This window comes from Pseudomonas sp. UME65 (assembly GCF_014170225.1).
Taxonomy (GTDB): Bacteria; Pseudomonadota; Gammaproteobacteria; order Pseudomonadales; family Pseudomonadaceae; genus Aquipseudomonas; species Aquipseudomonas protegens.
In genome coordinates this window covers 465,748-487,178 of the sequence record NZ_LZZQ01000011.1, presented here as the reverse complement: position 1 = coordinate 487,178, position 21,431 = coordinate 465,748, and the positions used below count along the sequence as shown (strand labels likewise).

The window sequence follows — 21,431 nt, the reverse complement described above, 5'->3', positions numbered from 1 at the left end:
TAGCACAGCTTGTTCGCGGTACTGGCACTCCCATAGGCCCGAGATTGTTCAGCTGACCAACGACATCGCCAGCCATAAGTCGTTATGATTGCCAGCTTAACTTCCGGGATGAACGTTCAAGCATGCAACCCAATGCCCTTCACAACACGGCCAATCGAGTATTCGATTTCATTTGCCTGTGGATTCTGCCGATCGGTTATCTACTGCTTCTCTGTGCGATGTTCTTCCTGCCGGGGCGCAGTGGATTGCACAAGCTGTACTACGGACTGTTCAGCATCCCGACGCTTATTGCCCTGTGTACTCGCCCCAGTGAACTGAAAAGCCTTCTGCGCGAACCTGTCTTCATCGCCATGCTGCTGTTCTGCACCTGGGCCATTGTCAGCCTGGCCTGGAGCCCTCTGGTGGACAGCGTGCTGGGGGAAATCAAGACGCCTCTGCACACCCTGATGCTGTTCGCCGGCTGCATGCTACTGGTTCGCTACCGCGGCGAGGTGCTACAGCCGCTGGTCTTTTGTGCTGCGATCGTTGCTCTCATCGCCTCGATCTTCAACCTGTACGTCTTCGTTCGATACCACACCCCCGAACTGCGCATGATCGGTGCGGGCGCCTTTGACAACCCATTGCTGAGCTCCCATGTCTTTGGGTTCTTCTGTGTCTACTGGCTGTGCCTGAGCATGAACTGCCGTCGTTACCAGATACTCTGGCTGAGCGTTCCGGCGTTGGTCATCATGGTCGCCGCGCTGATCGCCACGGGCTCCAGAACGCCTCTGGTGGCATTGACCCTGGCGGCACTGTGGCTGAGCTTCATTAGTTGGAACCGTCGTTCGCTGATGCTGCTGGGCGGCATGCTGGCAGGCGGTATAGCCGTCGTTGCGCTGTTCTCGCAGATGCTTCTGGAACGGGGCAGCTCTTCGCGTTTCGATCTCTGGCGCCTGGCCCTGGAACAGATTGCCAACCACCCATGGATCGGCCACGGCTACAACGCCAGTCTGTCCCTGGACCCCGGCATCGGTTTCCTGCTGCAAGAGCCCCATAACTTCGCCCTGGGCGTGCTCTACTATGTGGGCATCATCGGCCTTCTGCCGTGGCTGTTCATGCAGGCCTGGGCCCTGTTCAAAAGCTGGCAACTGCGGGCCGAACCACTACTGATCCTGGCCTCGACCTGGCTGATGTTCGGCATTGGCGCAGGCCTGACCGAAGGCGGCGGGATTCTCTCTCGCCCCAAAGAGCACTGGTTCCTGCTGTGGATTCCCCTGGCCCTGATCGCTGCCCTGTGTATCAGCCAACGTGCGCGACGCTCACCCAGCCACAGGGTCGAGTCGCTCACCCAGGCCGACGCCGACAAGCTGATGGCCAATGCCCGGGTTATCGAAGCCGACGGCCTGGGCCCCAAGGTCCTGCGTCTTGACGACGGCAGCTTCCTCAAGCTGTTTCGCCCTCGCCGCTGGTACACCTCCGGAGGGTTCAACCCCTACTCCGCGCGGTTTGCCACCAATAGCGAGCAACTGCGCGAGCTGGGCATCACCACCCCGAAAATCCTCGGACTGTATCGTCTTGCCGACGGCAGCAACGCCGTCCGCTACCAACCGCTACCCGGCCAGACTCTGCGCCAGAGCCTGCAATTAGCCAGCTCTGGCGACGAGCGTTCCAAGTTGATCAAGCGCTTTGGCGCCTTCATGGCCAATCTGCATGAGCAAGGGGTGTATTTCCGCTCACTGCACCTGGCCAATGTGCTGGTACTGGAAAATGGCGAGTTCGGGCTGATCGATCTTGCAGACCTGCGGGTCTACCCCTCATCACTGAGAAAATCGCTGCGCCAACGCAATGTGCGCCATATGCAGCGCTATGCCGAGGATTGTGGCTGGCTGTTCCTGGAGCACCTGGACGCACTGCAGGCCGGTTACGCACTGGGCACCTCGATGCCCCTGGCCACCGGACTGTTGAAGCAGCTACCGGCGAATGACCTGCACCAGGTGGCTCGCTGATCCCTGCGCACGCACCTGTTCCATGACAGCTACACAGAGCTGCCTGGAACAGGTTCGGAAGGGATTAAACAGCGAGCGGTCAGGCTGAGCGCTGCCGGGCGTAGGCCAGGAAGCCGTCAATATCATCGCTGCAGAGCTTGTCGGCCAACCCGTGCAACTCAGCCTCCGGCCAGTCCCACCAGGCACTCTGCAAGAGTTGCTGGCGCTGCTCCTCGGGAAAGCGCCAGCGCAGGAAACGCGCCGGGTTGCCACCGACCACCGCATAAGGCTCGACGTCCTTGGTGACCAGCGCCCCCGCCGCGACAATCGCACCATGACCAATGGTCACACCGGATAACAGCGTGCTGTTGGAACACAGCCACACATCACTGCCCACCCGGACATCGCCATTGGTCCCGGCGTAGCCACTGATGTGCGCGGCCTGAGGCAGCATGGCCGGGAAGGGATAAGTGGTGACCCAATCCGCTCGGTGGTGGCCACCGAGGAATATCTGCACCCCTTCGGCAATCGAACAGTACGCCCCGATGCTCAGGGTCGAGCCCTCCTGCCAGTCATGCACCTCGGGCAAGCCATAGCTGCCACGCCCGATGCTGTAACCTGGATATCTCTGCTGGAAACGCACCACGCCGCGCTCGATTTTCGGCAACTTGCGGATCGCACGCTTGGCGCGCTTCTCCAGAAAACGTTGAATCCAGCCCATGCTCCGGCGTCTCTTCAGTCTTTTTCCAGTGGAGAAAAATAAAGGCGGCCCAATCCACGCCAGGTTTTCTTGTTCCAGGCCTTGAACGGAATCTGTGCCAGCAGCTCGCGTGCCAGTTTGCGATCCCGATTGGAGACTTTGAGGAACATCGAACTGAGGAACTTGTAGCGCACCTCGTCATACAGCGGGTGGTCGCTGAACAGGGCGTAGGAACGCAGGATGTTGTCGATCATGAACCTGTGGTTCTTGTAGGAGTTGGTGGCGTGCTTGCGATACCGCGCCATCAACACGTTCAAGCCATCGATGAAATAGCCGGCCCGGGTGATCTTCAGCTCGATCAGCAGGTCTTCAAGGCGGATATTCGGATCGAAACCGCCGACCTTTTCCAGGGCCTCACGACGAATCATCAGGGTCGGAGCCGGTGGATAGGGCTTGCGCTCAAGGAACATGTCGTCGAAGTCCAGGCGCCGGAACGGCACGTCACGGCGCTGGCGCTTCTCGGGAAACAGGTTGCCGTCGCTGTCGATCAGCTCGATATTGCCCGCGCAGATCCCCACCTCAGGCTTGCCATCCATGTAGGCCACCTGAGTCGCAATGCGCTCGGGCAGCATGATGTCGTCGGAGCCGAAAGGCACGATCAGGCTGCCCCTGGACCGTGCAATGGCACCATTGAGAGTGTTGGTCAGGCCCTGATTCTGCTGGACCCGGAAGTCGAAGCCATGCTGCTCCTGCAGGCGCCGGATACGCTCGACACTGTCATCGCTGGAACCGTCATCCACCACCAGCAGCTCGATGTTCGGATAGGTCTGGTTGAGCACACTGAGAATGCTTTGCTCAATGTAGGGCGCGTGGTTGTAGGAGGCGATAATCACCGTCACCACAGGTTGCTGGTCTGCCATTACTGCCTCTTGCCCGCTTGACTCAAGCCGGAGTCGATCAATTGCCGGTACTCCTCGCGGAACACCTCGATATCGTGTTCTTTCTGCAGATAGGCATAGGCCTGCTGGCCCTTGGCGGCCAGTTCCTCGTCGGACAGCCCGAGATAGGCATCCAGCGCGGTGACCAGCGCCGATACATTGGCCGGCTCCACGGCCAGGCCGCCAGCCCCCTCGATCAGGGGCAGCATGGCCGGCACGTTCGAGGCAATCACCGGCAACTGTCCGCTCATGCCTTCAAGCAAGGCCAGGCCCAGCCCCTCGGCCAGCGATGGCATGGTCCAGATATCGAAGGCCCGCACGTATTGCAGGGCGTTCTCCTTGAACCCCAGCAGGTGAGCCCGGCCCTGCAGCCCCAGGCGCTCGATTTCAGCACGCAGATTGGCTTCCTCGCGACCGGCACCAATGATTGCCAACTGAGTTTTCGGGTACTTGTCCTTGAGTTGAGCAAAGGCCTGCAGCAGATAGGTATGACCCTTGACCGGCACCAGGCGGCCCAAGGCACCAATCAGCCGCACATCGGGGGCCAGCCCCAGCAACTCTCGGGAGCGCTCGCGGGAATGCTGCAAGGCCTCTGCCTGTTCAATGTCGATGGCGTTGGTGATCGCCCAGGTGTTCTGGTCGGTGAAACCGCATTGGCAATCGAGCAGGTACTGCTTGACGGCCGGGGACACACCGACAAAGCGCCAATGCCGATCGATCAGACGCTGGGTCTGGCGGCGCCGGTAAAGCCGGTCGTACTCACCAAAACCGTGGGAAATTCCGATGCACAACGGCACCTTCAACCAGCGGTTGAGGGTCAGCATCATGTTCACCGGCTTGAAGCGATTGCAGATCACCACATCGAACTGTTCCTTGCGGCAGAACTGATACAGCCGCCACATGGCCCGCAGGCGCATGCCCTTGAGGGATTTGTCGGAAAACTCGAAATACACCGAATGCGCGGCGCGACTCACCGGATCGTTCGGCCCGGGGCGCCCCCGCAGGAACGCTGCGGTGACTTCGTAACGCTCAGCCGGCAAGGCCTTGACGATCTGCTCGGCGAGATCGGCGAAGTCGTGGGATTTGACGTTGTAGTCCGGCTGCAACTGCAGGACCTTGAAGCGCTGACTCATAACTATCCCCGGTGAAAACCTGTGGCATCGATGATCCAGGACGGCTCGCTGGCCAGGGCCCGAACCGACTGCGCATCAGGCTCTGGCAACTGCGACCACTCATTGCGCTTCCAGCACACAAAGTGGAAATACGGGAAACTGCGGTCGCCGTCGCGGTCATTGGTCAGATGCCCATCCTTCCAGTACCAGCGCGTCGGAAAATCACGGCTGCCGTCATGCCACTTGATGACTCCGCCCGGCGTGCTGAAGGCCTCGGTGAACTCACTGCGGCGGCGCCATGGATTGAACTTGCCCACCAGCTTGAACAGCGGCTCAGGAAAATTCTTGCGCCAGAGGAAAATCCGACTGAACGCCCCTTCATCCAGTGCGTGATGCTGCTGGTCGGTAAAGCGCGTCTGCCAATCCTTGATCTGCCTGAACAACTCAAGCTTGCGCGCAGTATTGCGTATCAGGCACAAGTGCCCGGCGACACGCCGTTCATGGGTGGAGAACAGGTCATACCCCGCCAGGCGATCCGCAGTGAAATAGGCCCGCAGGTCACCGTAGACCAGGTCGATATCGCCGAAGGCCCAGAAGTCGTAGCCCTCCAGACGATCAATATGGATGTACCCCATTGCCGGCCTGATATCACAGAGTTTGTAGGCAGCATTGGGCGCAAAGTCGATCTCCAGGCGCCGGGATACCAAAGCGCAGTACTCAGCAAAGCTCATGCTTTCTAGCTTGACGTTCGGCGGCAGATTGTCCGGGGTCCCGCAGTCGCTGAAAAAGAGCCAGTCGATATCCGGATTCCGGCGGCAGCTTTCGAGAAAAAACGGCATCCAGAATGGCCAACGCCCGAAGTAGGGCATGAGAAACAAGATTCGCGGGCGAGGATTGATCACAAAGGACTCACTGTCGGATTGGGGCTACAAAACGCCCCATGGTTATGTCGGTTTATCGCTGTTGCAATAGCCAGAACAGCTCGTGGCGTCTGACCGCCTTGCGAAAGAACTCATTCTCCCCAAGTGCTGAAGGCATCCTACTGGCCATAAGCCATTGTATCGACCTGCGCAGGCGTCGCTTGAACGGCATTTTCGGTTGCAGGTCATGCATCATGCCCAAGGCCATGGCCTTGTCATACTGCTCGCCCTGGGACAGTGACAAGCACCAGGGACGCAACACCGCCGTCGACTCGAACACCGGCGGCAACGCAATGCCTGCGCCCGAATCCCCCATGGGCCAGCGGTCGTTGTCATGCAGGTGATTGGCGTAGCCAAGGATAGTGGTCGGCTGCCAGGCCAGCCCTTCCAGGGCTTGCATGACCGCCTCGCGAGCACAGATGTGGTCGGGATGAGGGTCCAGCGTCGGGTGCGGCAGCACTATCACTTCAGGGCGCGCCTTGAGCAGCAGCTCACGCAGGTCGGCCAGGAGATTGTTCCAGGTCGGCAACCCGTCCTGGTCGGCGGGCAGCGGAAATGGATTGAACTGGCGGAACAAGCGGATATCGCTCAGTTGCGCCTCGCGAGAAGCCACCGGCTGTTCAGGGGAGGCCTGCATGGCAGGCAGCTGCAGGCAGAAATAGCCCAACTGCACGCAATGGGATTCAGGCACCCCGGCCCAGCGCGGCACAGTAATACTGTCCCAGGCCCGTAAGCGCCCCTTGATCCGCGCCGCCTCTGCCGGGTTCATGCCCATGGCCTGGTAATGCTCAGCCTCGATTTCGCCTGCGGTGAGGGTCACGATCCAGGCCTCGTCGGCCTGGCTGTACAGACCGAAGGCTGCCAACTCGGCATCGTCGGCATGGGGAGCGATCACCATCACCCTCTGGCGCCGGTAGTCGGGATCCCGCCAGGACATCAGTTGCGGCTGGATGCGGAGCCGACAGAAGCGCCCGCGCAACCTCAGCTCGCCACTGACCAGGGAACTGGCCAGGCCGCTGAGGTTGAGGTAGCGCAGGCCATTGACCCCGCGCTCGAACACCTGACGATCGGCAAGCGGACCGCCCGACACCTCAACAGCCGGGTCGAGAAAACGTCCCAGCCACGAGCTCTTGACGTGCACGCCCAGAACCAGGGTTTCATCCCCGGCCAGCGCCAGCGGCGCCTCCAGCAACAGGCGCCCCGCTTCAAGGCGCACAGCGGCCTGCTGGGCATCGCTGCCGAAGTCGTAGCAGTAATCATCCTTGGGCGAATAGAACAGATGATCGGCAAACCAGGCTTCATGGGCCAGCCAGGCCAATACCGCCAGCAATACCGGCACCCACCAGGCCACCAGGATGCCGACCACCAATAGCAGCACCAGCCCGATCAACAGAGCGATTCGTTTATTGCGCCGGTGACGCTTGAGCAGTTGTTGTTTGCGACTCATGGGCTGACTCACACCTGGAAAACCGGCACAGGATTGCACCAACGGTCCTTGTATTCACGGTCGGCACGACCGAAGGAGAAACGCAGTGGCTTGTTCAGGGCACGGGCCTGTTCCCAGGCACTCTGGGTGTTGAGAAAACTCAGCACGCTGCCAGGGCTGAACTCACGAGTCTCCGGGTCTACCCCACCGTTCACGTACTCGACGCTGATCCACTCCGGCGCTTCGACCCGGTAGATAAGTTGCACGGCAATCGGCGCGTCGTTGAGGAAGATCACCGAACCGATCAGCAGCTCGCGCAGGCGCTCCAGCACCTCGGCCATACGCTCGGCACCGGTGGCGGCAAAGCCCCAGCGGCGCTGGAACAAGTCGCAGTAGATTGCCGCCAGCTCGGGGCTGCTGAAATCACTGACCGGGCGTACAACCCCGCCCGCCTCTTCCAGCAGGCGCAGCTCACGACGCTGGTTGTAACGAAACTTCTTCGACAGCTCTTCCGGCGTCCTGGCCATGGCCAGCTGTTCGGCCTGGGGCTTGAGGCCGGTCAGGCGCCCCTCGTTCAATGCGGACAGGTAACGCCCACGATGACGCAACACCGCCTGAGCATCGGCAGCGGCGGGCAGGATCAGCTCGGCATTGCCGATATCGAACAGGCCCTTCTTGCCGGCCCGCTTGAGCACGTCCTTGGACAGCGCCAGGTCGCGCCCCCAGGTGGCAATGGCCGCCTGCAATTGGCCGTTGCGCTCCCAGGCCAGGTAGCGCACCGGGATCTGCGCCAGGTCCGCCAACTGCTCCACCACCAGGGGATGGGTTGCCACACTGCCACCGAACCGCTGCCAGGCATCGGCGTAGGTCGATGCGTCAATGACTGACCAGCCACGTTCGCGCCAGCCTTGAAATCGATTGAGCATCAGCCCCTCGCGGTCAGATCGGTGACTTGCGGCAAACGCCAGAATACGTCGCGTACAGCACGGTCGGAGAAGCGCTCACGCAGGCGATCGAGCATCAGCTCGGCACAGACCCGGCGCTGGTGATCGTCCATCGCGGCCAGATGCTGAAGCCCCTGGGCCATATGTTCAACGTCGCCCAGGGGGAAGAGGATGCCCACCCCCTCGACCACTTCCCGGGCACCGCCACAGGCGGTGGCCAGCAGCGGCACGCCGGCGGCCATGGCCTCCAGCAGGACCATGCCAAAAGGCTCGTGGTCGGAGCTCAAGGCAAACACATCGAAGGCGCGGAAATAGCGTCGGGCCTGAGGCACCTGCCCGAGGAACAGCACGCGATCGGCAATCCCCAGCTCGCGGGCCAGGGACTTCAGGTCTTTTTCCAGACGCCCGGTTCCGAGAATCGCCAGTTGGCTGTGCGGCGGCAATTGCGGCAAAGCCGCGGCAAAGCCACGCAGCAAGGTGGCCTGGTCCTTGTCCGGATGCAGGCGCCCGACGTTGCCGACAATCCAGGCATCGGCGGACAGGCCCAGCTCGCTGCGCGCCTGGGCAGCGCTCAGTTGCTCGGCCTGCAGTGCCTCAAGGTCGATACGGTTGTACAGGGTCTGAATGCGCTGCGCCGGCCATTTCGGTAGGCAGGCACGCATGTCGTCACGCACCGCATCGGACACCCCGAGCAGGCTCAGACGCTTACGGAACAGTTGGGCGAAGAGCTTGCGGCTGCCGCGCTTGTAATCGGAAAACGCATGATGGACACCGATCACCGGCAAGCCGGTACCGAGCAAGGCGATATAGATCGGCTTGAAGCGGTGAGCGATGCAGAAGCTGAAATTGCGTGACGCGGCGATCTTGCGCAGGTCGCGGATGGCGCCCAGCTTCAGGCCGCGGATGGCCTTGGAGCTGTATTCCATGAACAGCACTTCATCAGACGCGCAGCCCGCGGCGACATCGGCATCGGCGGCCCCGGTGAGAAACACCGTGGTCACTCGATAGCCGCTGCCCGCGAACAGGTTGGCGTATTGCCGGGCACAGTCCAGGAACGGCCCGTCATAGCCGTGGCAGAACTGCAGCACATGGCGTTCAGCCGAGCGTGTCATAAGGGTCCACGCCGTCTTTGACCACCAGAATGTCTTCCATGATCAGGTACTGCAGGTCGGACCCGTAGAACATGTTCAGGGCATCGGTAGGCGAACAGATCATCGGTTCGCCACGGCGGTTCAACGAGGTGTTCAGCGACACGCCGTTGCCGGTCAGTACTTCCAGGGCCTTCATCATGTCGTAGTAGCGCGGGTTGTATTCGCGCTTGAGCACCTGGGCCCGGGACGTGCCGTCCTCGTGGACCACTTCCGGCACCCGGGTCTTCCACTCTTCAGCCACTTCGAAGGTGAAGGTCATGAACGGCGCCGGGTGATCGACCTTGATCATCTGCGGGCCGACGGTGTCGAGCATCGACGGGCAGAAAGGCCTCCAGCGCTCGCGGAACTTGATCTGTTCGTTGATCCGGTCGGCCACGCCAGTGGCGCTCGGGCAACCGATGATCGAACGGCCGCCCAGGGCACGCGGACCGAACTCCATGCGGCCCTGGAACCAGGCCACCGGGTTGCCATCCACCATGATCTTGGCGATACGCTCCGGGGTGTTGTCGATCTGCCGCCAGGCTGGCTTGTTCGGGTGGCGGGCACAGGCCGCGATCACGTCTTCGTTGCTGTAGGACGGGCCGAGATAGACATGCTCCATCTTCTCTACCGGCACCCCACGGGCATGGGAAACGTAAGCCGCCGCACCAACGGCGGTACCGGCGTCGCCGGAAGCCGGCTGCACGAACAGCTCCTTGACCTCGGGACGGGCAATGATCTTCTGGTTCAGCTTGACGTTCAGCGCACAGCCGCCGGCGAAGGCCAGCTTGCCGGTTTCCTTGAGGATGTCGCCCAGGTAATGGTCGATCATCTGCAGGGCCAGCTTCTCGAACAGCGCCTGCATGCTCGCCGCGTAGTGGATGTACGGCTCGTCGGCGATGTCGCCTTCGCGCTTGGGACCCAGCCACTCGATGAGTTTTGGCGAGAAGTAGAAACCCTTGCCCTTCTCTTTGTAGCGACGCAGGCCGATGACGTTGGCGTAATCGGTGTTGATCACCAGCTCGCCGTTTTCAAAACTGGCCAGGCGCGAGAAATCGTATTTGCTGGCATCGCCGTACGGCGCCATGCCCATGACCTTGAACTCGCCGTCGAGCATCTCGAAGCCGAGGAACTCGGTGATCGCGCCATAGAGGCCGCCCAGGGAGTCCGGGTCGAAGAATTCCTTGATCTTGTGGATCTTGCCGTTTTCGCCGTAGCCGAAGAAGGTGGTGGCGTACTCACCCTTGCCGTCGATCCCGAGGATCGCGGTCTTCTCCTTGAAGCCCGAGCAGTGGTAGGCACTGGAGGCGTGGGCCAGGTGGTGCTCCACCGGCTCGATCTTGACCTTTTTCGGGTCGAAGCCCAGTTGCTCCAGGCACCAGACGATCTTATTGCGGTAGCGCTTGTAGCGACGGTTACCCATCAGGATCGCGTCCAGGGCGCGGTCCGGGGCGTACCAGTAGCGCTTGGCGTAGTGCCAGCGAGCCTTGCCGAAGAGGCTGATCGGGGCAAACGGAATCGCGACTACGTCAACGTCGGAAGGCTTGATCCCGGCCTGCTCCAGGCAGAATTTCGCCGACTCGTAGGGCATGCGGTTCTTTGCATGTTTGTCGCGCACGAAACGCTCTTCTTCAGCGGCGGCAATCAGCTTGCCGTCGATATACAGGGCCGCTGAAGGATCATGGCTAAGGGCGCCGGACAGGCCAAGAATCGTCAATGCCACAGGGGTCTAGCCTCGTTTAGTCTGCATGCGGGCGCGATGCGCCTTGAAAATGAAGTGTGCTCGCAAGGGGCGAGAAACAACGAAAGGGCGGGATTATAACGTAAAAGCAGGTGCAAGCCTCTAGCGGCGAGCGCCAAGCCTGGGTTGGCACCCGCCGCGCGCCGTGGCCGCGGCGCAGGCAGCGGCCATGGGTCGCAGGTCAGGCCTCGGTGCCCTGGGCCGTCTTGGGCAGGCGCTGGTCAATCACTTGATACAAATTGCTGTCTTGTGGCCAATTGCGCATGAATCGCGCGCGATCACGGGCATAAGCCGGGGCAAAGCTGCTCAGGCTGGAGTGCTGGCACATGGAGTCGAGGTCTATCAGCGCCCAGCGACCCTCTTGCCAGAACAGGTTGTGGCCCTTGAAGTCACCATGGCTGATGCGCTCCTTGATCAGCTCGGCAAACAGCTGGTCCAGCGCCAGCAATTCCGGCTCCGGGGCTTGCCCGCTGTCCACGAAGGGTGCAAAGCGCTCGATGATGTCCGGCCCTGGCAGATGCTCGGTCACCAGGTAGGCGCTGCGCCGCAGCCACAGGAAACGCCGCTCCAGCAAGGCCAGAGGCTTGGGCGTGGCAATGCCCAGGAACGCCAGGCGATTGCCTTCGCGCCAGGAATGCCAGGCCCGGCTCGGGCGCCAAAAGCGCTTGAGCCAGTGAGCAAAGCCCTTGATGTTGTAGCGCTTGATCACCAGCGGCCGGCCCGCAACCTCGACCCGCCCCACACTGGCCGCGCCACCGGTCTTGTACAGATGGCCCTGATCCAGCAGGGCGTCGGCCTGCTCCAGCACCGGCAGCATCGCCGCCTCTTCCTCACGGCGGATCGCGCGCAAGGCGAACGGGCCGCGCTGCACGCTGAACAGCGTGCACTCGCGGCCGACCTTGTTGAGAAAGTCCCGCAGGCGCCAGCCCCGGACCTTGTTCACCTGCTTCTGCAGGGCTTCCAGGGGCAAGGCATGCTCGGCGTTGCTCAACAGGTAGTGCACCAGCAACTCTTCGGTGAACGGCTCCAGGCTCTTGGGCAACTGGGCGAAGAATACCCCGAGGTTCTCCAGGACCTTCTGCCGGGACAGGGGCTTGCCCGCCTCTTCGACACAGATCCCCGCCCCATCGATCAAATACAGCCGGTTGTCGTGGCGCAGCAGATTGTCCAGGTGCAGGTCCGATTGCCACAGGCCCTTGGCGTGCAACTGGCCGATAGCCCCGAGGGCCTCGGCCAGTACCTCAGCCTGCTCGTCGGCCAGCACTGGCAGAGCTTCCACCTGCTTCCAGGCGTCGCCCAGGCTTTGTGCGCCCTGCAGTAACTCGAACAGCAGCCAGCCGCCCTCGCCTTCCTGCAAACCGTCCGCCAGCAGCAAGGGCGTCGTCAGCCCTTGTCCTGCCAGCAGGCGCACACCCTGCAATTCTCGCTGGAAATGCCGAGCGGCCTTGGAGCCCACCAGCAGCTTGGCCAGCACCGGACGCCCGCGCCAGACCCCGGCCCCCACGTAACGCTGCCCCGGCAGCACCCGCAGCAGGCTCAGCAACTGCAACTGTGCCGGGCCGGCGGCGTCCGCCAACTCAAGGCTCAAGGGCAGCGTCGGGCTGCGCCCGCTGTTCTTCAGTTCGGACAGACGCATCAGCGTGCCCCCTTGTGGCTGCGCCGAGCACTGAGCCGCGCCACCCAGGCATCCACCAGGGAGCTGTCCCGAGGCTGGCCCACATAGGCCGCCAGCAGGCTGCGCACCTCATCGCCGCTCCACACCGCAGCCCGGCGTAGCAAGGGCTCCAGATCCTTGACCCGATCACGCTGGCCAAACAGCAGGGGCCGGGTCTTTTCCAGGTCGATCAACTGCGCCTGATACCCATCGCCCTCGGCCCGCAGGAAAATATGCTTGGGATAGAAACAGCCATGCACCTGGCGCAAGCCGTGCAGCTGCCGGGCCAGTTGCCCGCAAGCCTGGAGCACCGCCTGCCGCTGATGCTCGCTGAGCCGGTCCCACTGCAACAGCAGCGCATCCAGGTCATCCCAGCCATCCAGGGCCCGGGTCAACAGGATCGCCCGGGACTCGCCATCGACCTTGCGCATACCGAAGAACACCGCTTGCAAGGCCGGAATGCCCAACTGCTGGTAGCGGCGGATATTGCGAAATTCACGGGCGAAACTCGGCTCGCCAAAGGGCCGGTGCAGGGTCCGGGTCAGGTAGTTGGTCTGGCGCTTGAGGTAGAACCCCTGCCCTTCCACATCCAGGCGAAACACACTGCTGCTGCCGCCACGACCGGTATTGGGTTCATCCACCGCTTCCAATTGGGTGGCCCACAGCTGGTCGAAAGTGCCGAGGCCATTGCGCTCCAGCAGCGCACGCTCCTCGGACGCCAGAAAATCAGTCATTCACGCCCCTCGAAAAATCTCACCACGTGGCGAATACGCTCCTTGTCGGCGGCACTCAAGTGATCACGCTGACGGTATTGCAGGTAGAAACGCAGGCGCTGGGTGGCCGACAGATGGTATTTGGCCACCTTATCCAGACAGGCCAGGTCCTTGGTGATCCGGTACTTGAGCCAGAAACCACGCCAGAAATCGCCGTTCGGGCAATCGATCAGGTACAACCGGTCCTGGTCGTCGACCAGCAGGTTGCGCCACTTCAAATCATTGTGGGTAAAGCGGTGGTCATGCATGACCCGGGTGTAAGCGGCCAACTGACGGCTGACGCCATCCACCCAACGACGGTCCTGCAGACGCGGGTCGTTGCGTTCGGCCAGCACCGAGAGATCCTCGGTACGCGGCAGCTCCCGAGTGATCATCGCCCCCCGGGAATAGGCCAGGCAGCGACGCTCCAGGCCCCAGGCCACCACATCGGCGGTGGGAATGCCCCATTTGGCGAAGCGCTTGAGGTTCTGCCACTCGAACTTGACCCGGGGCTTGCCCAGGTAGCGCCGCAGATTCTTGCCGGCGCCGGTATAGCGCTTGACGTAATAGTTGACGCCACCACGCTCGACGCGGATGACTTCGGACAACGGATCCCGGGTCAGGTGCTCGCCCTGCAGGGCAAACACCGCTTCCAGACTGCCGAAATCCTCCGCCAACGCCTGATAGGCCGGGTCCAGGTTCCAGCTCGCCATCAGAGTGCATCTCCGTACCGTTGCTTGCGGGCGTAGAGCTTTTCCGCCTTGCCTTCGAGCCAGGCCAGCAGCGCGCCCTCCTCGGCCAGAATCTGCCGCAACGGCTGCTGGAAGTAGCCCTTGAGAAAGCGCAGCTTGTCGCGGCGCGTCAGGCCGATATCCAGGGCCGAGAAATACAGCGCCGCCAGATCCTTGTTGCGCCAGCGCTGAGTGATCTTCGGCCGGGTCTGGGCCCGGTGCAGGTCGATCACCGAGAGCTTGAGCCCTTCGGGAGTGACAGGCCGATCGGTGTGCAGCAGGAAGTGGCAGATATAGCAGTCGCGGTGGTTGACCCCGGCGCGATGCATCATGCCGGTCATGCGCGCTACCTCGGCGATCAGCGCGCGCTTGAGCGCAGGCGCCGGCGGCTGCTTGACCCAGCCGATGCTGAAATCTTCGAGGCTGACGGTCGGCGCCAGCTCCTCGGTGACGATGAACGAATGCTGGTCTGCCGGATTGGCCCCACGCTCGCCGTAGGCCACGGCGGTCATGGTGGGCACGCCCACCTGATGCAGGCGCTCCAGGGCGCGCCATTCCTGGCCGGCGCCGAGCACCGGCAGTTTGGCGGTGACCAGGTTCTTGACGATCTCGCCCCAGCCGATCCCACGATGGATCTTCACGAAATAACCGCGGCCGTCGACTTCCGTACGCAAGGTACGGCGCGCTTCCAGCTCACGGTAGACCTGGCCCTTCAGGCCCTCGACAGCGTCGAACGCATCGCGTCCGGCCCAGAGGCTCTTGAAGGGTTCGGCAAGCATCAACTTCATCGGTGTTGCTCCGCCAGAATCACATCCGCAGCGTGCTGCGGCATGCTGTAAAGGTCGGCCGTCTCGGCGAACGCCAGGCCATTTCGGCTCCAGGTCGCGCGTGCAGCGTCGTCGGTCAACATGGTGGTGAGGTATTGATTGAGCTGCGCCTGTTCCAGCGGCTCATCCAGCACCAGGCCGCTCTGGGCCTCGGCAATGTAATGGGCATAACCGCAGACCGCGCTGACCAGCACCGGCAGGCCGGCCACCAGGGCCTCCAGCAATACGGTGCCGGTGTTTTCGTTGTAGGCCGGGTGAATCAGCAGGTCGGCGCCCAGCAGGAACCGCAGGATATCGCTGCGGCCCTTCATGAACTGCACCTGGTCGCTCAACCCCAGCGCAGCACTTTGCACCTGGAATACCTTGGGGTCGTCCTGGCCGATTACAAACAGCCGGGTGCGTTTTTTCAGCGCCGAGGGCAATGCCGCCAGGGCCTTGAGGCTGCGGTCCACACCCTTGGTCTTGAACCCGGAACCGATCTGCACCAGCAGCAGGTCGTCATCCTTGAGCTTGAATTCGCGACGAAAATCCGCCCGGATCTCGGTGGCGTTGGCCGGTGCCCGGCGGTCCTGGGCGATCCCCGGCGGCAGCAGATGGAAGCGCTCCAGCGGGGTGTCGTAGTGCTTGATGAACAGCGGCTGCTGGACCTCGGAGATCATCAGGATCTCGGTCTTGGCGTCCTTGGCAAACACCGCGCGCTCGTACTCGGCAAAGTGCCGGTAACGGCCCCAGCGCCGGTACAGGGAGTGCCGCAGGTTCTGTGCCTTGTCCTCGAAACAGCCATCGGCGGCGTAGTACACGTCCAGCCCCGGCATCTTGTTGAAACCCACCAGCCGGTCCACCGGGCGCTTGGCCAGGTCGGCCTCCATCCAGGCGCTGAGCTTTTCATTGCGACGATGGTTGAACAGCGCCTTGACCGGCGCCACCAGCACTTCGAAACCGGGAGGGACATCGCCTTCCCAGATCAGGGTGTAGACACGGATCTGATGCCCGCGCCGCTGGCACTCCAGGGCGATGCGCATGAAATCGCGCTGCAGGCCGCCGAAGGGGAAATACTTATAAAGGACAAAAGCCAATTGCATCAGCGCGGCTCCTCAGCCAGTAACAGGGTGCTCAGTCGGCTGGCGACACGCTCGGGATTCAGGCGAGTGAAGCACAGCGGCCACTCGCGTTTGAGGTCATAACGCTGCTGGTCCACAGCGGTGGGCTGATAGGTGCATTTCTTCTGCAGGCACGGTGCGCACGGGAAGTTGCTGCCCAGGTGGATCTGCACACGGCCATAGGCGCCGGTCAGCCCCGGGTTGGTCGGCCCGAACAGTGAGATGGTCGGTACATCCAGTGCCGCGGCGAGGTGGCCCAGCCCGGTGTCCACGGCCACGCAGGCCTGGGCATCGGCCAGCACCTTGGCAACCCCGGCCAGGTTCAGCTTCGGCAGCACCGTGGCGTTTTTCAGGCCGCTGGCGATGCGCTCGGCTCGAGCCTTTTCCGCGGGGTTGCCCCAGGGCAGCTTGACCTCGACGCCGAGCATGCCCATGCGTTCGGTCAGCTCGCGCCAGTAGGCCTCGGGCCAGTGCTTGGTGTCCCAGGTGGTGCCATGCAGGAACAGCACGAAAGGCTTCTTGCGCGGCAACTCCACGAGTTTTTCGACGTTCAGGCCATAGTCGCCCAGGCCCTGGGGCAGGTCGTAGCCCAAGGCCACGGCGAACAGTTGGCGCACGCGCTCCACCGCGTGCTGCCCACGGGCCACCGCCAGGCGCCGGGAATAGAAGCGTGAAGCCAGAGGCTCGCGGGCCGAGTTCTTGTCCAGCCCAGCCACCGGGGCACGCACGTAACGGGTCAGCCAGGCACTCTTGAGCAGGCCCTGGGCATCGATCACCAGGTCGTACTTGGTCGAGCGCACGCTCTGCTTGAAGCGCCGCCACTCGCCACTCTTGATGGTCTGCCAGATGTTCTTGCGCCAGCGACGGATCGCCACCGGTATCACCTTGCCCACCGCCGGATGCCAGGTGGGAATTTCGGCAAAGCCCTCTTCCACCACCCAGTCGAACTTGATCCCGGGGATCGCCCGCGCAGCATCGGTAAGGGCCGGCAATGCATGGATCACATCACCCAGGGAGGATGTCTTGATCAACAGTACCCGCAACTTATTGAACCTCGACCGGGGAGCCCTGCAAGCGCTGCAGGGCTTCATTCACCGGCTGCGGCAACAACTGGCGCAGGCAGTTGTAATGGCCGAAGCGGCAGGTGCGGTCAAAGCACGGGCTGCATTCGATCCCCAGCCGTACTACCTCGACCCGATCGGCCAGGGGCGGGGTGAAGCCCGGCGAAGTGGAGCCGTACACCGCCACCAGCGGGCGATTGAGCGCCGCAGCCACGTGCATCAACCCGGAATCGTTGGACACCACCGAATCGGCGCAGGACAGCAGATCGATGGCCTCGGCCAGGGACGTTTCGCCACTGAGGTTGCTCGATTCCTCGCGCAGGCCGGGAATCAGCCGCCCGCGAATCTCTTCACCCACGGCATGATCGTTCTTCGAACCGAACAGCCACACCTGCCAGCCCTCGCGGATCTTGGCCTCGGCGACCTGGGCGTAATGCTCGGACGGCCAGCGCTTGGCCTCGCCGAACTCCGCCCCTGGGCACAGCGCCAGCACCGGGCGGTCCAGGCTCAGGCCGAACTTGGCCAGGGCCGCGTCCCGGCTTTGCGGATCGATCTGCAGGCTCGGCCGCGGATAAGGCTTGGGCAGCTCGGCCCCCGGCTCATAGGCCAGGGCCATGAAGCGCTCGATCATCAGCGGGTAGCGCTCCTTGTCGAGCTTGCGCACGTCATTGAGCAGGCCGTAGCGGAACTCGCCGCGCCAGCCGGTGCGCTTGGGAATGCCGGCAAAAAACGGCACCAGCGCCGACTTCAGCGAGTTGGGCAGCAGGATCGCCTGATCGTACTGGCCAGCCAGGGACTTGCCGATCCGCCGGCGGGTCGCCAGTTCCAGGGCGCCATGGCCCAGGGGAAAGCTCAGGGCCCGACGCACCTGGGGCATGCGTTCGAGGATCGGCCGGCTCCACTCGGGGGCCAGCACGTCGATCTCGCATTGTGGATGACGCTGTTTCAGGCACTCGAAGAGTGTCTGCGCCATCACCATGTCACCGACCCAACTGGGCCCAACGATCAGAATATTCATGTGGTTTCCATAAACGAACCGGGGAGGCATACGCCTCCCCGCCTCGAGAATCCAGCACCGCGGCCTTCACCGCCGGTTCAGTTTGGGCGAGCCGGCAAGGCCCGCCGAATACATGGTTGGCCTTCTCAGGCCGCTTAGCTTAGCCCCAGCTCGCGCCAAATTCGTAACACTTCCCGTCGCTCGGTCACAAATTGATCGCCGGTAATGATTCCGGCCTCATTCTGCAACGCCTGCCGGTGAGCTGCGGAACGGTAGGCCTTGTAGACCTCGCGCAGCAGGCTGGCATCGCTCGCGGGCATCAGCCCGACTTGCTCCAGACCTTCCAGGATGCGGATGTTATCGGTATAGCGCAGCAGTGACGGGTGCTCTTCGGACCACGCCAGGGCCGCGTATTGCACCATAAATTCGATATCGACGATACCTCCGGCGTCCTGCTTGAGGTCGAACGGCGCCGTGGCTTCGAAGGCATTGGCTGCGGTTCCGGCGGCGGTCAGGCGGCTGCCCAGGTTGTCGCGCATCTTGGCCCGCATCTCGCTGACTTCCTGGCGCAGCTTGGGCAGGTCGCGTTTTTTCCCCAGCACCGCGGCCCTGACCTTTTCAAAGGCCTGGCCCACATCCTGGCTGCCCACCAGCACCCGCGCCCGCACCAGCGCCTGGTGCTCCCAGGTCCAGGCCTCGTTTTCCTGATAGCGGGCAAAGGCCCCCAGGGAGCTCACCAGCAACCCCGAAGCGCCGGAAGGCCGCAGGCGCATATCCACTTCATAGAGCTGGCCGGAGTTGGTCTGGGTGGTCAGCAGGTGAATGATGCGCTGCCCCAGCCGGGTGAAGAACTGCGCACCGTCTATGGGTTTGGGCCCGTCGGTTTCCGCCTGGGGGTCGCCATCATGGATGAACACCAGGTCCAGGTCGGAACCGTGGCCCAGCTCGATGCCGCCGACCTTGCCGTAACCGACAATGATGAAGCCCGGGTCGCACAAGGTGCCGTCGGTACGCAGCGGTGCACCGTGCTTGGACACCGTCTGGCGCCAGGCCAGGGCCAGCACCTGCTCCAGGATCGCTTCGGCGAGCCAGGTCAGGTAATCGCTGACTTTCATTAAAGGCAGGCTGCCGGCGATCTCCGAGGCGGCCACTCGCAGGCGGTGGGCCAGCTTGAAGTGGCGCAGGGCTTCCATCTGCTGCTCCAGGTCATCCTCGGGAATGCGCGTCAGGCGCTCGCGCAACTCGGCAGCCAGTTCCGGCGCCAGGGGCGGCTTGAACAGGCGCCCTTCGTTGAGCAGTTCATCCAGCAGCAGGGGGAAGCGGGTGATCTGCTCGGCGATCCACGGGCTGGCGGCGCACAAGGTCAGCAGACGACGTAGAGCCCCCGGGTTCTCGGTGAGCAGCACCAGATAGGCCGAACGCCGCGCCACGGCTTCCACCAGCGGCAGCACTCGCTCCAGCACCAGGTCCGGATTGGCGTGCTCCACCGCCTGGGCCAGCAACCGCGGAATAAAGGCATCCAGACGTTCGCGTCCCAGGCGCTGCATGGCACGTAGCTGCGGGCTGCCCCGCAGACCGGCCAGGGCACGCAGGGCCTTGGGCGCATCGACGAAGCCGCCCTCCTGCAACTGGCGGCAGGCGGCCTCCTCGTCCTGGGCTTCCTCCCACAACGGCAGCCATTCGCCACCCACCACCACTTCGCTTTCGGCGCCTTCATCCTCATCCGGGTCGGCGATGACCTGACGGAAGTGCCAATCTACCCGGCCGCGCCAGTGCATCAACTGTTCGTGGAAGGCGTTCCAGTCGGCAAAGCCCAGCATGAAGGCGATCCGCGCCTGATCCTGGGGATTGTCCGGAAGCATCTGCGTCTGGCGATCGGCGATGGCCTGGATCGCGTGCTCGGTATAGCGCAGGAACTCATAGCCTTCGCGCAGCTCGCTGATCACGGCAGGCGGCAGGTAGCCCTGCCCTTCCAGAGTGCCCAGCACCTTTAATAGAGGACGCTGCTGCAGGCTCAGGTCGCGTCCGCCATGGATCAGCTGGAAAGCCTGGGCGATGAACTCGACCTCGCGGATCCCCCCCGAGCCCAGCTTGATATTGTCGGCCATGCCCTTGCGCCGGACTTCCTGCTGGATCAGCTGCTTCATGGTGCGCAGCGCCTCGATGGCGGAAAAGTCCAGGTAACGGCGATAGACGAAAGGCCGCAGCATGTCCAGCAACTGCGCACCGGCGGCCTGATCCCCTGCCACCACCCGGGCCTTGATCATGGCGTAGCGTTCCCAGTCGCGCCCCTGATCCTGGTAGTACTGCTCCAGCGCATTGAAGCTCAGCACCAGGGCACCGGCAGAACCATAGGGCCGCAGGCGCATGTCGACGCGGAACACGAACCCGTCGACGGTCATCGGGTCCAGAGCCTTGATCAGGCGCTGCCCGAGGCGAATGAAGAACTCCTGATTATCCAGGGGCCGCTTGACGCCGACGGTCTCGCCGCCTTCGGGGTAGGCGAAGATCAGGTCGATGTCCGACGACAGGTTGAGTTCCACCGCCCCCAGCTTGCCCATGCCGAGGATCACCATCTGCTGCGGCTCGCCGCTACGCCCGCCGGTGGGCACGCCGAACTGCTGGGTGTGACGCAGATACAACCATTGATAGGCCTGGTCGATGCAGGCGTCGGCCAGATCGGAAAGGTCGCGGCAGGTCTGCACCAGATCCGCCTGGCGGGTCAGGTCGCGCCAGATGATCCGCACCTGCTGACGGGTGCGCTGGCGCCGCAGCACGCGCCCCAATTGATCCTCGCTCTCGGCCGCCTGCACCGCGGCGGCGATTTGCGCGCACAACTCCCCAGGCGCGAATGGGCGGTCCAGCTCGCCGCTGCGCACCAGCTCCAGCAACATCAAAGGGTCACGCAGGCTCTGTTCAATGACAAAGTCGCTGGCGGCGCCCACCCGGGCGAACTCCGCCCAGCGTTCGGCGCTCCAGTCGGCCAACCCGGGATCGCCTTCCAGGGCCGCGACGGCGCCACGCAACGACTGCTCTGCGCGGCTGACCAATGGCAAGAGAATCGCGGGGACGGGGGCAAGCGCGGGCAGGCTCATGGGCTATCCTTGATCGGCGTGGAAAATGCGGGCGGGGACGGATGTCGCGGGCAGGCCGCCTGATGGACTGTCGAACAAAAGTTAGAAATAGCTGAAAATAGGTTTTTTTTAGCAGCCGGCATTAATTTATTACCTATTCCCGTTAGTCATCGACCAACAGTAACGATTATTCTCACAACGCAGCAGGAGGCCACAAGCCGCTCTTCTGTAGTTTTACTACTCGTATATACATTCGAAAGGCTGAAATGGCCGACGATTTGTAGTAAAACTACACGCCGCTGGATCAACCTCCGGCAATCCAAGAATTTATAATCGTCTGCCCAAAAGGCCAGTCGCAAA

Annotated in this window: 17 protein-coding genes; 1 reads left to right on the top strand and 16 read right to left on the bottom strand. The window is 62.8% G+C overall.

The annotated features are described in order from the left end of the window. The first annotated feature begins 122 nt into the window (after positions 1–122). Entirely contained in the window at positions 123–1,985 is a 1,863-nt protein-coding gene (locus A9971_RS13170; protein WP_183000691.1) for an O-antigen ligase family protein, read from the top strand. Between the two features lie 79 nt (positions 1,986–2,064). Here A9971_RS13170 and A9971_RS13165 read toward each other — a convergent pair whose 3' ends face one another. From A9971_RS13165 to glnE, 16 genes are all read right to left on the bottom strand, one after another. Next, on the bottom strand, positions 2,065–2,685 hold the full coding sequence (locus tag A9971_RS13165; RefSeq protein WP_011058898.1) for a CatB-related O-acetyltransferase: 621 nt from the start codon (positions 2,683–2,685) through the stop codon (positions 2,065–2,067). Between the two features lie 14 nt (positions 2,686–2,699). Beyond that, positions 2,700–3,584: a glycosyltransferase gene (locus A9971_RS13160; protein WP_015633916.1), complete on the bottom strand. Its 885-nt coding sequence runs from the start codon at positions 3,582–3,584 to the stop codon at positions 2,700–2,702. Next, positions 3,584–4,735: a glycosyltransferase gene (locus A9971_RS13155; protein WP_015633915.1), complete on the bottom strand. Its 1,152-nt coding sequence runs from the start codon at positions 4,733–4,735 to the stop codon at positions 3,584–3,586. Before A9971_RS13155 ends, A9971_RS13160 begins: the two co-directional genes overlap by 1 nt. A 2-nt stretch (positions 4,736–4,737) precedes the next feature. After that, positions 4,738–5,616: a DUF6625 family protein gene (locus tag A9971_RS13150; protein ID WP_161466568.1), complete on the bottom strand. Its 879-nt coding sequence runs from the start codon at positions 5,614–5,616 to the stop codon at positions 4,738–4,740. Positions 5,617–5,668: 52 nt separating this feature from the next. Beyond that, complete coding sequence (locus tag A9971_RS13145) at positions 5,669–7,081, bottom strand: PIG-L deacetylase family protein (protein WP_103290461.1); 1,413 nt, start codon at positions 7,079–7,081, stop codon at positions 5,669–5,671. Positions 7,082–7,089: 8 nt separating this feature from the next. Beyond that, the gene (locus tag A9971_RS13140) at positions 7,090–7,986 is read right to left on the bottom strand and encodes an antimicrobial resistance protein Mig-14 (protein ID WP_011058893.1); all 897 of its coding nucleotides are present in this window, start codon (positions 7,984–7,986) and stop codon (positions 7,090–7,092) included. Next, positions 7,986–9,116, bottom strand: a complete 1,131-nt coding sequence (locus tag A9971_RS13135) for a glycosyltransferase (protein WP_011058892.1) — start codon at positions 9,114–9,116, stop codon at positions 7,986–7,988. The genes A9971_RS13140 and A9971_RS13135 overlap by 1 nt, the downstream gene beginning before the upstream one ends. Beyond that, complete coding sequence (locus tag A9971_RS13130) at positions 9,100–10,857, bottom strand: carbamoyltransferase (protein WP_015633912.1); 1,758 nt, start codon at positions 10,855–10,857, stop codon at positions 9,100–9,102. The genes A9971_RS13135 and A9971_RS13130 overlap by 17 nt, the downstream gene beginning before the upstream one ends. 199 nt (positions 10,858–11,056) lie before the next feature. Continuing rightward, positions 11,057–12,511, bottom strand: coding sequence for a lipopolysaccharide kinase InaA family protein (locus A9971_RS13125; RefSeq protein ID WP_183000690.1), 1,455 nt, complete (start codon positions 12,509–12,511; stop codon positions 11,057–11,059). Next, on the bottom strand, positions 12,511–13,263 hold the full coding sequence (locus A9971_RS13120; protein ID WP_011058889.1) for a lipopolysaccharide kinase InaA family protein: 753 nt from the start codon (positions 13,261–13,263) through the stop codon (positions 12,511–12,513). The genes A9971_RS13125 and A9971_RS13120 overlap by 1 nt, the downstream gene beginning before the upstream one ends. Continuing rightward, a complete protein-coding gene (locus A9971_RS13115) occupies positions 13,260–13,994 on the bottom strand; it encodes a lipopolysaccharide kinase InaA family protein (RefSeq protein ID WP_011058888.1) in 735 nt (244 codons plus the stop codon). The genes A9971_RS13120 and A9971_RS13115 overlap by 4 nt, the downstream gene beginning before the upstream one ends. Next, complete coding sequence (gene rfaP / locus A9971_RS13110; protein WP_183000689.1) at positions 13,994–14,800, bottom strand: lipopolysaccharide core heptose(I) kinase RfaP; 807 nt, start codon at positions 14,798–14,800, stop codon at positions 13,994–13,996. The genes A9971_RS13115 and rfaP overlap by 1 nt, the downstream gene beginning before the upstream one ends. Beyond that, the gene (locus tag A9971_RS13105) at positions 14,797–15,921 is read right to left on the bottom strand and encodes a glycosyltransferase family 4 protein (RefSeq protein ID WP_183000688.1); all 1,125 of its coding nucleotides are present in this window, start codon (positions 15,919–15,921) and stop codon (positions 14,797–14,799) included. Before A9971_RS13105 ends, rfaP begins: the two co-directional genes overlap by 4 nt. Then, a complete protein-coding gene (gene waaC / locus A9971_RS13100; protein ID WP_011058885.1) occupies positions 15,921–16,982 on the bottom strand; it encodes a lipopolysaccharide heptosyltransferase I in 1,062 nt (353 codons plus the stop codon). Before waaC ends, A9971_RS13105 begins: the two co-directional genes overlap by 1 nt. A gap of 1 nt (position 16,983) precedes the next feature. Beyond that, on the bottom strand, positions 16,984–18,018 hold the full coding sequence (gene waaF, locus A9971_RS13095; RefSeq protein WP_183000687.1) for a lipopolysaccharide heptosyltransferase II: 1,035 nt from the start codon (positions 18,016–18,018) through the stop codon (positions 16,984–16,986). A 134-nt stretch (positions 18,019–18,152) separates the two neighbouring features. Further along, positions 18,153–21,092 (bottom strand): bifunctional [glutamate--ammonia ligase]-adenylyl-L-tyrosine phosphorylase/[glutamate--ammonia-ligase] adenylyltransferase, encoded by a 2,940-nt coding sequence (gene glnE / locus A9971_RS13090; RefSeq protein WP_019093029.1) that lies wholly within the window; start codon positions 21,090–21,092, stop codon positions 18,153–18,155. Positions 21,093–21,431 lie beyond the last annotated feature (339 nt).

Coding starts and splice junctions, on each gene's coding strand:
- A9971_RS13170 (WP_183000691.1), top strand. CDS start 123: ATGCAACCCAATGCCCTTCACAACACGGCCAATCGAGTATTCGATTTC.
- A9971_RS13165 (WP_011058898.1), bottom strand. CDS start 2,685: ATGGGCTGGATTCAACGTTTTCTGGAGAAGCGCGCCAAGCGTGCGATC.
- A9971_RS13160 (WP_015633916.1), bottom strand. CDS start 3,584: ATGGCAGACCAGCAACCTGTGGTGACGGTGATTATCGCCTCCTACAAC.
- A9971_RS13155 (WP_015633915.1), bottom strand. CDS start 4,735: ATGAGTCAGCGCTTCAAGGTCCTGCAGTTGCAGCCGGACTACAACGTC.
- A9971_RS13145 (WP_103290461.1), bottom strand. CDS start 7,081: ATGAGTCGCAAACAACAACTGCTCAAGCGTCACCGGCGCAATAAACGA.
- A9971_RS13140 (WP_011058893.1), bottom strand. CDS start 7,986: ATGCTCAATCGATTTCAAGGCTGGCGCGAACGTGGCTGGTCAGTCATT.
- A9971_RS13135 (WP_011058892.1), bottom strand. CDS start 9,116: ATGACACGCTCGGCTGAACGCCATGTGCTGCAGTTCTGCCACGGCTAT.
- A9971_RS13125 (WP_183000690.1), bottom strand. CDS start 12,511: ATGCGTCTGTCCGAACTGAAGAACAGCGGGCGCAGCCCGACGCTGCCC.
- A9971_RS13120 (WP_011058889.1), bottom strand. CDS start 13,263: ATGACTGATTTTCTGGCGTCCGAGGAGCGTGCGCTGCTGGAGCGCAAT.
- A9971_RS13115 (WP_011058888.1), bottom strand. CDS start 13,994: ATGGCGAGCTGGAACCTGGACCCGGCCTATCAGGCGTTGGCGGAGGAT.
- rfaP (WP_183000689.1), bottom strand. CDS start 14,800: ATGAAGTTGATGCTTGCCGAACCCTTCAAGAGCCTCTGGGCCGGACGC.
- A9971_RS13105 (WP_183000688.1), bottom strand. CDS start 15,921: ATGCAATTGGCTTTTGTCCTTTATAAGTATTTCCCCTTCGGCGGCCTG.
- waaF (WP_183000687.1), bottom strand. CDS start 18,018: ATGAATATTCTGATCGTTGGGCCCAGTTGGGTCGGTGACATGGTGATG.
- glnE (WP_019093029.1), bottom strand. CDS start 21,092: ATGAGCCTGCCCGCGCTTGCCCCCGTCCCCGCGATTCTCTTGCCATTG.